Below are 13,684 nucleotides of genomic sequence, written 5' to 3' on the forward strand. Positions count from 1 at the left end.
GGGGGGTGTCGAGAGAATGGCTAAAGATTGGTATGTTATCCAAGCATATTCTGGATTTGAAAAGAATGTTCAGAAAACTTTAAAGGAGCGGATTGCGAGAGAGGGGATGGAGGGGCTTTTTGGTCAGATTCTGGTGCCAGTTGAGGAAGTTGTTGGTATTAAGAATGGCCGGAAGACGGTTAGTGAGCGTAAATTTTTTCCAGGTTATGTGTTAATAGAGATGGAAATGACGGATGAGTCATGGCACTTGGTTAAGAGTACGCCCAGGGTTAATGGGTTTATTGGAGGTATGGCTAATAGGCCCTTGCCAATTTCTCAGCGAGAAGTTGATGCGATCATGTCCCAAGTGTCGGATGTTGCTGGTTCTGAGAAAAAGCCTAGGCCGCGAGTTGAGTTTGTGGTGGGGCAGCAGATTAGGGTGAGCGAAGGCCCATTTTCTGATTTTAATGGGTTGGTTGATGTTGTTGATTATGAACGCAATAAGTTGCGAGTTTTGGTGCAAATTTTTGGTCGAGAAACGCCAGTTGAATTGGATTTTAGTCAGGTAGAGAAGATTTAGCCTGATTGCTTGGCAATAAGTAGGATTTTATTTATAATATACGGCTTGATTTTTTGGGGAGCAGAATTTCTGCGTATTACCCGTTATTTAGGAGCTAAATGTGGCAAAGAAAATTGTAGGTTATATTAAGTTGCAGATTCCTGCAGGGAAGGCTAATCCTTCTCCTCCAGTTGGTCCGGCACTGGGTCAGCGTGGTTTAAATATTATGGAATTTTGTAAGGCATTTAATGCGGCTACGCAAAATGTGGAGCCTGGATTGCCGATTCCTGTGGTAATTACCGCGTTTGCAGATAAGTCTTTTACATTTGTAATGAAGACTCCTCCGGCCAGTATTTTGCTGAAAAAAGCTGCTGGTTTGCAGAAAGGCAGTTCAAATCCGTTGACTAGCAAGGTGGGTAAGGTTACTCGTGCCCAGTTGGAAGAAATTGCCAAGACTAAAGAGCCTGATTTGACTGCGGCTGATTTGGATGCGGCGGTTCGTACTATTGCTGGTTCTGCCCGTTCCATGGGCTTGGATGTGGAGGGTGTGTAATGGCTAAGTTATCTAAACGTTTCCAGGGTTTGCGCTCTTCTGTTGATTCAAATGTGCACTATTCAATTGATGAAGCAATTGAATTGGTGAAGAAAACTGCTACAGCCAAATTTGATGAGTCTGTTGATGTTGCTATCAATTTGGGCGTGGATTCGCGTAAATCTGATCAAGTAATCCGTGGGTCTGTTGTGTTGCCAAAAGGTACTGGTAAAACTGTTCGTGTGGCAGTGTTTACTCAAGGTGCCAATGTTGAGGCTGCAAAAGAAGCAGGCGCTGATGTGGTTGGGTTTGAGGATCTGGCTGCAGAAGTAAAGGCAGGAAATTTAGATTTTGATGTTGTTATTGCCTCTCCTGATGCGATGCGTATCGTTGGTCAGTTGGGTACTATCTTGGGGCCGCGCGGTTTGATGCCAAATCCGAAGGTGGGTACGGTTACGCCAAATGTGGCAGAGGCCGTGCGTAATGCCAAGGCTGGTCAGGTTCAGTATCGCACTGATAAGGCTGGTGTAGTGCATGCTACCATTGGCCGCGCTTCTTTTGCGGCGACTGATTTGCGCGAAAACTTTAATACTTTGTTGGATGCGGTAGTAAAGGCGAGGCCCGCTGCTACCAAAGGCCAATATCTGAAGAAAATCGCATTATCTAGCACTATGGGACCTGGTGTCCGTGTAGATGTTGGTAGCGTGTCTAGTTAAAAGAAATTTTCAGGTAGCCTTTGCGGGTTGCTGAGGCTACCTGAAATATGGACTGCTTATACTTGATTGTAAGTAGAGTCCAAGACCGTAGGGATCGTAAGATTTAATATTTTACCCTACGTAGACGGTGGTCCTGAGATTATGAGCAAGCAATTGCTTGCAAAATGTCTTTTCAGGTTGCCGAACTGGTGGATGTCATTAGACATTCTTTGATAAACAGTAGGAGGTAGACCTTGAGTCTTAGTATTGAAACTAAAAAAGCAGTTGTGGAAGAGATTGTTGCCGGTATCGGCAATGCTCAGACCATGGTGCTTGCCGAATACCGCGGTATCAGCGTTGCTAGCATGACCGAATTGCGTGCCAATGCACGTAAGGAAGGTGTGTATTTGCGTGTTTTGAAAAACACGTTGGCTCGTCGTGCGGTAGAAGGCACCTCTTTTGCAGGGTTAGCCGAACATATGGTTGGCCCGTTGGTATATGCAGCATCTGAAGATGCTGTAGCTGCTGCAAAAGTGTTGCACCAATTCTCTAAAAAAGATGAGAAGCTGATCATTAAAGCAGGCTCTTATGACGGTGCGGTGATGGATGCCGCTCAGGTGGGTCAGCTGGCTGCAATTCCGAGTCGTGAAGAATTGCTGTCCAAATTGCTGTTCCTCATGCAGGCTCCATTGTCTGGCATGGCTCGCGGCTTGGCTGCTCTGGCTGAGAAAAAAGCTGCTGAAGAAGCATCTGCTTAACCATTATTTATATTTTACTTATTCATTAAATTTAGGAGTTTGATAGCATGGCTATTACTAAAGAAGACATTTTGGAAGCAATTGGCAGTTTGACTGTAATGGAGTTGAACGACTTGGTAAAAGAATTTGAAACCAAGTTTGGTGTTTCTGCCGCTGCCGTTGCTATTGCTGCTGGTCCTGGTGCTGCTGGTGGTGAAGCTGAAGCTAAGTCTGAGGTAGACGTAATTTTGGCTGCTGCTGGTGATCAGAAAGTAGGCGTGATTAAAGTGGTTCGTGCCATTACTGGCTTGGGCTTGAAAGAAGCCAAAGATATGGTTGACGGCGCTCCGAAAACCATCAAAGAAGGAGTTACTCCTGCTGAAGCTGAAGAAATCAAGAAACAGCTGGAAGAAGCTGGTGCCAAAGTGGAAATCAAATAAGTATTTTCTTGCTAACAGGCTGGCAGGTTTCTGCCAGCCTTGTTTTGCTTGGAGATTGGGAATAAATAATAATTTGCATATATTTACCATATGCCGCCACTCAAATGGCAAATATATGCAAATTTCAGGTGGCGGCGGATATTGCTGCTGTTCAAGTTGGAGTCAACCTTTCTCATTATCTGGAGTGTTCAACAATGAGTTATTCAGTTACCGAAAAAAAGCGTATCCGAAAGAGTTTTGCCAAACGCGATAGCGTGTTGGAAGTGCCGTATTTGTTGGCTACCCAGCTGGAGTCTTACCACAAATTTCTCCAGCAGGAAACTGCTTTCGATAAGCGCTTGGATGAAGGCTTGCAGGCCGCATTTAATTCTATTTTCCCGATTGTGAGCCACAATGGATATTCTCGGTTGGAATTTACTCATTACATCTTAGGTGAACCTTTATTTGATATTGCTGAATGCCAACTGCGTGGCATTACTTATGCTGCCCCTTTACGAGCCCGAATTCGCTTGGTGATTCTAGATAAAGAATCTTCCAAGCCTAATGTGGTGAAAGAAGTGCGCGAGAATGAAGTTTATATGGGCGAAATCCCGCTGATGACTCCTTATGGTTCATTCATCATTAACGGCACTGAGCGTGTCATCGTGTCTCAGCTGCACCGCTCTCCGGGCGTGTTTTTCGAGCATGACCGGGGTAAAACCCATTCTTCAGGCAAGCTGCTGTTTTCTGCCCGCATCATCCCCTATCGCGGCTCATGGCTAGATTTGGAGTTTGACCCGAAAGACTTGCTCTATTTCCGTATCGACCGCCGTCGCAAAATGCCGGTAACCATTTTGCTGAAAGCATTGGGATACAGCGCTGAGCAGATCTTGGATACCTTCTATGACAAAGAAACATTTTACCTAAGCAAAGATGGAGTGGAGACCGAGCTGGTTTTGTCGCGTTTAAAGGGTGAAACCGTGAAAACCGATATTTACGATGCGGACGGCAAGGTGCTGGTTGCCGCGGGCAAGCGGGTTACCGCCAAAGGGTTGCGTGATATTGAGAAAGCTGGCTTGAAGCGCTTACGGGTGGATGCCGAGGCTTTGATCGGCAAAATGCTGGCTAAAGACGTTATTGTACCCGATACCGGTGAAATTCTGGCGCCAGCCAATAGCGAAATTACCGAAGAATTGCTGGCACAGTTGGAAATTCAGAGGGTGAATGAAATCCAAACCTTATATATCAGCGAGTTGGGGTATGGCGGCTATATTTCCTCTACGTTGCAAGTAGATGAAACTGCTGACCAAATGGCCGCACGTATTGCCATTTACCGCATGATGCGCCCTGGCGAACCGCCCACCGAAGAAGCAGTAGAAATGCTGTTTGATCGCCTGTTCTTTAATGAGGCCAGCTATGACTTGTCGCGCGTTGGCCGCATGAAATTCAATACCCGCACCTATGAGCAAAAACTGTCTGAAGACCAGCAGCGGTCTTGGTATGGCCGTCTGTTAAACGAAACCCTGGCCGGTGCAGCTGAAAAAGGTGGGTTTATTCTTAGCACGGAAGACATTGTTGCTTCTATTGCCACGCTGGTTGAATTGCGCAACGGCCATGGCGAAGTGGATGATATTGACCACCTGGGTAACCGCCGCGTGCGTTCCGTGGGCGAATTGACTGAAAACCAGTTCCGCTCCGGCTTGGCCCGTGTGGAACGCGCAGTAAAAGAGCGCCTGAATCAGGCGGAAGCTGACAACCTGATGCCGACCGATTTGATCAATGCCAAACCGGTATCGGCTGCCATCAAAGAATTTTTTGGCTCCAGCCAACTATCACAGTTTATGGATCAGACCAATCCGCTGTCGGAAGTAACCCATAAACGCCGTGTATCTGCACTCGGTCCGGGCGGCCTGACCCGTGAACGTGCTGGGTTCGAAGTGCGAGATGTACACCCGACTCATTATGGCCGTGTGTGCCCGATTGAAACGCCTGAAGGCCCGAACATCGGCCTGATTAACTCATTATCTGTTTATGCTCGCACCAACGATTACGGCTTCTTGGAAACTCCGTACCGCCGCGTGGTGGATGGCAAAGTTACTGATAAAATCGACTATCTGTCTGCCATTGAAGAAGGCCGTTATGTAATTGCGCAGGCCAACGCCGAAGTGGATAAGAAAGGCTACCTGAAAGGTGATTTGATTACCTGCCGCGAAAAAGGCGAAACCATCATGGCCAGCGCCGACCGCGTGCAGTATATGGATGTGGCTACCGGCCAAGTGGTGTCTGTGGCTGCCTCTCTGATTCCTTTCTTGGAGCATGATGACGCCAACCGTGCCTTGATGGGTGCCAACATGCAACGTCAGGCTGTACCCTGCCTGCGTGCCGAAAAACCGCTGGTTGGCACCGGCATCGAACGCTCCGTGGCCGTGGATTCTGCCACTGCTATCGTGGCCCGTCGTGGTGGGGTGGTGGAATATGTGGACGCCAACCGTATCGTGGTGCGCGTACACGACGAAGAAACCGCTGCCGGAGAAGTGGGTGTGGACATCTACAATCTGGTGAAATTCGCCCGTTCCAACCAATCTACCAACATCAACCAACGCCCCGCTGTGAAGGTCAGTGACGTGTTGCAGCGCGGTGATTTGATTGCCGACGGCGCCTCTACCGACTTGGGCGAACTCGCGCTTGGTCAGAACATGACCATCGCCTTCATGCCTTGGAACGGCTACAACTACGAAGACTCGATTCTGATTTCCGAGAAAGTGGCTGCCGCCGACCGCTACACCTCCATCCACATCGAAGAACTCAATGTGGTGGCGCGTGACACCAAGCTGGGTGCGGAAGAAATCACCCGCGATATTCCCAACCTATCTGAACGCATGCAAAACCGTTTGGATGAAAGCGGCATCGTGTACATCGGTGCCGAAGTGGAAGCCGGCGATGTATTGGTGGGTAAAGTAACGCCCAAAGGTGAAACCCAGCTCACGCCAGAAGAAAAACTGCTGCGCGCCATTTTCGGTGAAAAAGCTTCCGACGTGAAAGATACCTCGCTGCGCATGCCCACCGGCATGAGCGGCACGGTAATCGATGTACAGGTGTTTACCCGCGAAGGCATCCAGCGCGACAAACGTGCCCAGTCCATCATTGATGCCGAGTTGAAACGCTACCGCTTGGATTTGAACGACCAACTGCGTATTTTTGACAACGATGCCTTCGACCGTATCGAGCGCATGATTGTTGGTCAAAAAGCCAATGGTGGCCCAATGAAACTGGGCAAAGGCAAAGAAATTACTGCCGAATACCTGGCTTCCCTACCGACCAAACACGATTGGTTCGACATCCGCTTGTCGGACGAAGAGCTGGCCAAACAGCTTGAGCTGATTAAGCTCAGCCTGCAGCAGAAACGCGAAGAGGCTGACGAGCAATATGAGATCAAGAAGAAAAAAATGACCCAGGGAGACGAGCTGCCGCCCGGTGTGCAGAAAATGGTCAAAGTGTTCATCGCCATCAAACGCCGCCTGCAGGCAGGCGACAAAATGGCCGGCCGCCACGGTAACAAAGGCGTGGTATCGCGCATTCTGCCGGTGGAAGACATGCCCTACATGGCCGATGGCCGCACCGTGGACATCGTGCTCAATCCGTTGGGCGTGCCTTCGCGTATGAACATCGGCCAGATTTTGGAAGTGCATTTGGGCTGGGCCGCCAAAGGTATTGGCCAACGCATTGAGAAAATGCTGGCCGAACAGCGCAAAGTGAAAGAAATCCGTGCTTTCCTAGAAAAACTCTATAACGGCAGCGGCAAAAAAGAGAATCTGAAATCGCTCAGCGACGAAGAAATCCTCACTTTGGCGGAAAACCTCAAGGGCGGTGCCACCTTCGCTTCGCCGGTGTTCGACGGTGCCAAAGAGCAGGAAATCTACGATATGCTCGAATTGGCCTACCCGAGCGACGATCCCGAAGTGCAGAAACTGGGCTTCAACGACACCAAGACCCAAATCACCCTGTACGACGGCCGTTCCGGCGAACCGTTCGACCGCAAGGTAACCGTGGGCGTGATGCACTATCTGAAGCTGCACCACTTGGTGGACGAAAAAATGCACGCCCGTTCTACCGGCCCGTACTCACTCGTTACCCAGCAGCCGCTTGGCGGTAAAGCCCAGTTCGGTGGCCAGCGTTTCGGTGAGATGGAGGTGTGGGCGCTGGAAGCCTATGGTGCCGCCTACACGCTGCAGGAAATGCTGACCGTGAAATCGGACGACGTAACCGGCCGTACGAAGATGTATGAAAACATCGTTAAAGGCGAACACAAAATCGAAGCCGGCATGCCCGAATCGTTTAACGTGTTGGTAAAGGAAATCCGTTCGCTGGGCTTGGATATCGATATGGAGCGGTATTAAACGGGGCTTTTCAGGTAGCCTCTGAGGCTACCTGAAAATAGAAACGGCCATTGTGCCGGCGCGATATTTTCCGCCGAGCCGCCGTTTGCCGCCGAGCAAAACCCGGCCAAGCCGCCCGCCCATATTTTTCAGGTAGCCTCACAGGCTGTCTGAAACAGAGTGAGCAAAATACAAAATCCTGATTGGGAGCAAAAATGAATCTGTCGAACCTGTTTAACCCGCTGCAAGCTGCCGGCATGGAAGAAGAATTCGATGCCATTAAAATCGGTATTGCCTCGCCCGAAACCATCCGCTCTTGGTCTTACGGTGAAGTGAAGAAGCCGGAAACCATCAACTACCGTACCTTCAAACCCGAGCGCGACGGCTTATTCTGCGCCAAAATCTTCGGCCCGGTAAAAGACTACGAATGCTTGTGCGGAAAATATAAGCGATTGAAGTTCAAAGGTGTAACCTGCGAAAAATGCGGTGTGGAAGTTACCCTTTCTAAAGTACGCCGTGAGCGCATGGGGCATATTGAGCTGGCCGCGCCTGTTGCCCATATTTGGTTCTTGAAATCACTGCCTTCCCGCCTCGGCATGGTGTTGGATATGACCTTGCGCGATATTGAGCGCGTGCTGTATTTCGAAGCTTTTGTGGTAACCGACCCTGGCATGACCTCGCTGCAACGCCGCCAGCTGCTGACCGAGGAAGACTACTACGCCAAGCTGGAAGAGTATGGCGAAGACTTCGATGCCAAAATGGGCGCCGAAGGCATCCGCGAACTGTTGCGCTCATTGGATGTGCCAGCCGAAATCGAAATCCTGCGACAGGAATTGGAAAGCACCAGCTCCGAAACCAAAATCAAGAAGCTAGCTAAACGACTGAAAGTGCTGGAAGTCTTCCAGCGCAATGGCATGAAGCTGGAGTGGATGATTATGGACGTGTTGCCCGTGCTGCCGCCTGATTTGCGTCCGCTGGTGCCGTTGGATGGCGGGCGTTTCGCTACTTCCGATTTGAATGACCTCTATCGCCGCGTCATCAACCGCAACAACCGCCTCAAACGCCTACTGGAGCTGCATGCGCCCGACATCATCGTGCGCAACGAAAAACGCATGCTGCAGGAAGCGGTGGACAGCCTGTTGGATAATGGCCGTCGCGGCAAGGCCATGACCGGCGCCAACAAACGCCCGCTCAAATCGCTAGCTGACATGATTAAAGGCAAAGGCGGCCGCTTCCGCCAAAACCTGTTGGGCAAGCGCGTAGACTACTCCGGCCGTTCTGTGATTACCGTCGGCCCCTATCTGCGCCTGCACCAGTGCGGCCTGCCCAAACGCATGGCCTTGGAGCTATTCAAACCATTCATCTTCCACAAACTGGAAGTGCGCGGCGAGGCGGCTACCGTGAAAGCTGCCAAAAAACTGGTGGAGCAGGAAGTGCCAGTGGTGTGGGATATTTTGGACGAAGTCATCCGTGAGCACCCGATTATGCTCAACCGTGCCCCGACTCTGCACCGCTTGGGAATTCAGGCTTTTGAGCCAATTTTGATTGAAGGCAAGGCTATCCAGCTGCATCCCTTGGTGTGCGCCGCGTTCAACGCTGACTTCGATGGCGACCAAATGGCCGTACACGTTCCCTTGAGCCTGGAAGCACAAATGGAAGCCCGCACTCTGATGCTGGCCTCCAACAACGTGCTCTCTCCCGCTAATGGCGAGCCGATTATCGTGCCGTCTCAAGATATTGTGTTGGGTCTATACTACATGACTCGCGACAAAATCAATGGTAAAGGCGAAGGTAGCCTGTTTTCCGACGTGAAAGAAGTGCACCGCGCTTACTACACCAAGCAGGTGGAATTGGGCACCAAAATTACCGTGCGCCTGCAGGAATGGGTGAAAGACGACCAAGACGAGTTCGAGCCGATTACCAAGCGCTATGAAACCACAGTCGGCCGTGCCCTGCTTTCCGAAATTCTGCCCAAAGGCCTGCCGTTTGAATACATCAACAAGGCGTTGAAGAAAAAAGAAATCTCGCGACTGATTAATGCCTCGTTCCGCCTGTGTGGCCTACGCGATACAGTGATTTTTGCAGACCACCTGATGTATACCGGCTTCAGCTTTGCAGCCAAAGGTGGCATCTCCATCTGCGTGGATGATATGGAGGTACCGAAAGAGAAAGTCAAACTCTTGGCCGAAGCCAACGCCGAAGTGAAGGAAATCGAAGATCAATACCGCCAAGGTTTGGTTACCAATGGCGAGCGCTACAACAAAGTGGTAGATATTTGGGGTCGTGCCGGCGATAAAATTGCCAAGGCGATGATGGATAATCTTTCTAAACAGAAAGTGATCGACCGCGAAGGCAAAGAAGTGGATCAGGAGTCGTTCAACTCCATCTACATGATGGCCGACTCTGGTGCGCGTGGTTCTGCCGCCCAGATTAAACAGCTTTCCGGTATGCGCGGTCTGATGGCCAAGCCTGACGGTTCGATTATCGAAACCCCGATTACCTCAAACTTCCGCGAAGGCCTCACCGTATTGCAATACTTTATTGCTACTCACGGTGCACGCAAAGGTTTGGCCGATACTGCGCTGAAAACCGCCAACTCAGGTTACCTAACCCGCCGCTTGGTGGACGTGACCCAAGACTTGGTGGTAGTGGAAGACGATTGTGGTACCAACGACGGCTTCGTGATGAAAGCTGTGGTACAGGGCGGCGATGTGATTGAAGCCCTGCGCGACCGCATTTTGGGCCGCGTAACTGCACAAGACGTGGTGGATCCCTCCAGTAGCGCCACCTTGGTGGAGGCTGGAACCCTACTCAACGAGCAGCTGGTAGATTTAATCGACCGTTCCGGCGTGGACGAAGTGAAAGTCCGCACCCCGATTACTTGTAAGACCCGCTATGGTTTGTGTGCCAAGTGCTACGGCCGAGACTTGGCGCGCGGCAAGCTGGTGAACACCGGCGAAGCCGTGGGCGTGATTGCCGCCCAATCCATCGGTGAGCCCGGTACACAGTTGACTATGCGTACCTTCCACATTGGTGGTGCCGCCTCCCGTGCTGCCGCCGCCAGCCAGGTGGAAGCTAAATCCAACGGCACTGCCCGCTTCAGCAGCCAGATGCGCTATGTAGCCAACAACAAAGGCGAGTTGGTGGTCATCGGCCGATCGTGTGAGTTAGTGATTCACGACGAAGTAGGTCGCGAGCGCGAACGCCACAAAGTGCCCTACGGCGCCACTTTGCTGGTGCAGGACGGCTCTGCGGTTAAAGCCGGCCAAACCCTAGCCACTTGGGATCCGCACACTCGCCCGATGATTACCGAATACGCCGGCCGTGTATGCTTTGAAAACGTGGAAGAAGGCGTAACCGTTACCCGTCAAACTGACGAAATCACCGGCCTCTCCACTTTGGTGGTGATCGATGGTAAACGCCGCACCAGCACCAGCAAGCTGCTGCGCCCCACCGTGAAACTGTTGGATGGGAACGGCGAAGAGGTAACTATGCCCGGCACTGAAACTCCTGTTTCCATGGCCTTTCCCGTGGGTGCGGTGATTACCGTGCGCGAAGATCAGGAAGTGGGCAAGGGCGACGTACTGGCGCGTATCCCGCAGGCCTCTTCCAAAACCCGCGACATTACTGGTGGCCTGCCACGTGTGGCCGAGCTGTTTGAAGCCCGCGTGCCCAAAGATGCCGGCATGCTGGCCGAAGTAACCGGCACGGTGTCTTTCGGTAAAGAAACCAAAGGCAAACAGCGCCTGGTGATTACTGATTTGGAGGGTGCGGCACACGAAACTCTGATTTCCAAAGAGAAACAGATTCTGGTGCACGACGGCCAAGTGGTGAATCGCGGCGAGATTATCGTGGACGGCTCGGTTGACCCGCACGACATTCTGCGCCTGCAAGGCATCGAAGCGCTGGCACGCTACATCGTGCAGGAAGTGCAAGAAGTATACCGCCTGCAAGGTGTGCGCATTTCCGATAAGCACATCGAAGTGATCATCCGCCAGATGCTGCGCCGCGTGAACATTGCCGACGCCGGCGAAACCGGTTTCATCACCGGCGAGCAGGTGGAGCGTGGCGACGTAATGCAGGCCAACGAACGCGCCGTTGCCGAAGGCAAAGAACCGGCACGCTTCGACAATATCCTGCTGGGTATCACCAAGGCTTCGCTCTCTACCGACAGCTTCATTTCTGCGGCCTCCTTCCAGGAAACTACCCGCGTGCTTACCGAAGCCGCCATCATGGGCAAGAAAGACGACCTGCGCGGTCTGAAGGAAAACGTTATTGTCGGCCGGCTGATTCCGGCCGGTACCGGCCTCACTTACCACCGCAGCCGCCGTGCGCAGTGGCAGGCGCATCACGAGGCGCAAGTGAACGAGCAGGTGGATGAAGCCGAATAAGGCTACCTGAAAAGCAAAAGGCTGAAACCGTAATAAGCGGTTTCAGCCTTTTTCGTGGTCGGGTGGCTTGGCTGGCTGATGGGGGTTAGGTTTTCAGGTAGCCTGCTATAGCTGGGGCAATTATTGATTCATACCAGGCAGCAAGCCGCAGACAGCACAGCTAGTACGGCAAAGTGAGCCAGCGCAGTATGCAGTGAAGTACCTTAGCTATACGAACTGTGTAAAAGGCTACCTGAAAAGCCAATCAAGTATTTCAGGTAGCCTTTTGATCATTTTGCTTCAGCGCTTATGCACTGCCGAAGCAGCTTGCGGTTTGGCTTCGGCGGGCTTGGCTGGCGGCGGGTTGGTATTAGCCGGCTTGCTGTCTGCGGCTTTTTGTTCGCAATCCATCTGCTGCACCATTTCTTCAAACTGCCGGCTCACCACTTCACAGCCTTCGGCATCTAATTGCGAGAGGTCGCCGCGTGTGGCTTCTAGCGATTGCAACAGTGCATCGGCCTGGCCGTCGGGGGCTTGGCGGAAGCAGGCGCGGGCGCGTTGGAAATAGGTTTCGCACACGGGGTTCATGTGGTCGGCAGTGGTGGGCGGCAGGGCGTGCTCCGGTTCGGGGTTGGCTTCAGCAGCAGTGAGCGGGTCGTCTTCGGTATTGCCGTCCGACACTTCGGGAGTAACCAGCTCAACCGACACAGTAGCTGTTTCGATGCCGGATGCGCTGCCTGCGGCCGATGCCGAGGCCTGTGAAGCCGCAGTCTCAGCGGCGGGGGCAGGATGTTTGCGGCTGCCGCCTGCCAAGAGCCCGAAGGCGAGCAGCAGGCAGCCGGCCACTACGGCGGCTACGGCCAACAGCTGCGGTTTTTCACGCACTTGCTGTGGCAGGGTACGCAGTTTTCCCCGCAGTTTCTGCCACTGAGCGCGCAAGTTTCCCCGCCATTTGGATGGCCGGGCGTTCGGCTTAGCTTGCTGTTTTTGCCGCAGGGCTTGCAGTTTTGCCTGCAGCTGCTGCCGGTATCGTTTCCAGTCTGGTTTGCCTTGCATGGTAATGAATGTCGATATGGTAAGGAGGCTGTTGCGCATCTTACACGTAAGCTGTGCTGCTCGGGAAGGGCGGCGACAGGGCTGGGCGATTTTTCCCGAATAGGCGAGCTAATGCCATAAGAAGAGATAAGTGCTTTTGTTATATATGTTTTTTGGATGAAATAGTTATGGTATAACATCCAATTTGTGCAAACAATCTGCAAAGGAGTTTTTATTTTCGCCGTTCATTGTCTACCGTGCTGTTGGCCGGCTTATCAGTGGCCGCGCACGGTCATGAGGTGTGGATGAATGCTGCGCACACGCATGGCGGCGGGGTGTTGAAGGCCGAACTGAGCTATGGGCACTATCCCGAGTTGGGGCCGATTACTGCCGACCGTTTGTTGCTGTTTCCCAAGCCACTGCAATTGCTCACGCCACAGGGCAAAATCGATTTGATGCGGCGCGGGCAGCATAATTATCAGTTTGAAATGCCGCGTGCGGTGGCAGAACCTGACGCAGATGAAAGATGCCACTTATTGCGAGCAAACCAGTATGTTTGGCAAAGCGGTGGTGAACATAGGGCACGAGAGCGCGAGTAAGGAGCTGATCAGCCGGCTGGTGGGTGATTTGCTGGAGATTGTGCCGTTGCAAAACCCGGCCAACGTGCGCGTGGATAAAGTGTTGCCGGTGCGGGTGTTGTTCCGTGGCGAGCCGCTACCGGATGCTACGGTGGTGGCCACGTTTGATGGCTTCTCCCACCGCGATCCGGTCGATAAATCACACCGCCTCGAACCACAGGCGTTCTCCGGCACCACCCGCGCCGACGGCATGGTGAGCACATTCCGCTGCGCCAAGGCAGCTGGAAAGTGCGCGTGGTGCACAAAACCGATTTCGCCGATCAGGCTGTATGCGACCAGCTGACTGCCTATGCCACGCTAACCTTCGAGATCGGCAGCAGCCATCATTGAGTTGGCGGTTTCAG

At 52.3% G+C, this 13,684-nt stretch carries 8 protein-coding genes and 1 pseudogene; 8 read left to right on the forward strand and 1 reads right to left on the reverse strand.

All coding sequences use genetic code 11. The features are described from left to right. Positions 1 to 16 precede the first annotated feature (16 nt). The 7 genes from nusG (at position 17) to rpoC (ending at position 11,688) form a co-directional block, all read left to right on the forward strand. Positions 17 to 559 (forward strand): transcription termination/antitermination protein NusG, encoded by a 543-nt coding sequence (gene nusG / locus EZJ17_RS00140; RefSeq protein ID WP_067442424.1) that lies wholly within the window; start codon positions 17 to 19, stop codon positions 557 to 559. A 100-nt stretch (positions 560 to 659) separates the two neighbouring features. Continuing rightward, entirely contained in the window at positions 660 to 1,091 is a 432-nt protein-coding gene (gene rplK / locus EZJ17_RS00145) for a 50S ribosomal protein L11 (RefSeq protein ID WP_035573849.1), read from the forward strand. Beyond that, complete coding sequence (gene rplA / locus EZJ17_RS00150) at positions 1,091 to 1,786, forward strand: 50S ribosomal protein L1 (RefSeq protein WP_067442339.1); 696 nt, start codon at positions 1,091 to 1,093, stop codon at positions 1,784 to 1,786. Before rplK ends, rplA begins: the two co-directional genes overlap by 1 nt. Before the next feature lie 233 nt (positions 1,787 to 2,019). Further along, a complete protein-coding gene (rplJ, locus tag EZJ17_RS00155) occupies positions 2,020 to 2,523 on the forward strand; it encodes a 50S ribosomal protein L10 (protein WP_067442340.1) in 504 nt (167 codons plus the stop codon). A 47-nt stretch (positions 2,524 to 2,570) separates the two neighbouring features. Next, complete coding sequence (rplL, locus tag EZJ17_RS00160) at positions 2,571 to 2,942, forward strand: 50S ribosomal protein L7/L12 (protein ID WP_067442341.1); 372 nt, start codon at positions 2,571 to 2,573, stop codon at positions 2,940 to 2,942. A 194-nt stretch (positions 2,943 to 3,136) separates the two neighbouring features. Beyond that, the gene (gene rpoB, locus EZJ17_RS00165; protein ID WP_067442342.1) at positions 3,137 to 7,318 is read left to right on the forward strand and encodes a DNA-directed RNA polymerase subunit beta; all 4,182 of its coding nucleotides are present in this window, start codon (positions 3,137 to 3,139) and stop codon (positions 7,316 to 7,318) included. A gap of 194 nt (positions 7,319 to 7,512) precedes the next feature. Continuing rightward, a complete protein-coding gene (gene rpoC / locus EZJ17_RS00170; RefSeq protein ID WP_067442343.1) occupies positions 7,513 to 11,688 on the forward strand; it encodes a DNA-directed RNA polymerase subunit beta' in 4,176 nt (1,391 codons plus the stop codon). 279 nt (positions 11,689 to 11,967) lie between these two features. On the opposite strand, the gene EZJ17_RS00175 is transcribed toward rpoC, so the two are convergent. Next, positions 11,968 to 12,762, reverse strand: a complete 795-nt coding sequence (locus EZJ17_RS00175) for a DUF5339 domain-containing protein (protein WP_067442345.1) — start codon at positions 12,760 to 12,762, stop codon at positions 11,968 to 11,970. Positions 12,763 to 12,920: 158 nt separating this feature from the next. Here EZJ17_RS00175 and EZJ17_RS00180 point away from each other — a divergent pair. Next, positions 12,921 to 13,670 (forward strand): annotated as a pseudogene (locus EZJ17_RS00180) (DUF4198 domain-containing protein). Positions 13,671 to 13,684: the final 14 nt, after the last annotated feature.

The sequence above is a fragment of the Eikenella exigua genome (genome assembly GCF_008805035.1).
Taxonomy (GTDB): Bacteria; Pseudomonadota; Gammaproteobacteria; order Burkholderiales; family Neisseriaceae; genus Eikenella; species Eikenella exigua.

Coding starts and splice junctions, on each gene's coding strand:
- nusG (WP_067442424.1), top strand. CDS start 17: ATGGCTAAAGATTGGTATGTTATCCAAGCATATTCTGGATTTGAAAAG.
- rplA (WP_067442339.1), top strand. CDS start 1,091: ATGGCTAAGTTATCTAAACGTTTCCAGGGTTTGCGCTCTTCTGTTGAT.
- rplL (WP_067442341.1), top strand. CDS start 2,571: ATGGCTATTACTAAAGAAGACATTTTGGAAGCAATTGGCAGTTTGACT.
- rpoB (WP_067442342.1), top strand. CDS start 3,137: ATGAGTTATTCAGTTACCGAAAAAAAGCGTATCCGAAAGAGTTTTGCC.
- rpoC (WP_067442343.1), top strand. CDS start 7,513: ATGAATCTGTCGAACCTGTTTAACCCGCTGCAAGCTGCCGGCATGGAA.
- EZJ17_RS00175 (WP_067442345.1), bottom strand. CDS start 12,762: ATGCGCAACAGCCTCCTTACCATATCGACATTCATTACCATGCAAGGC.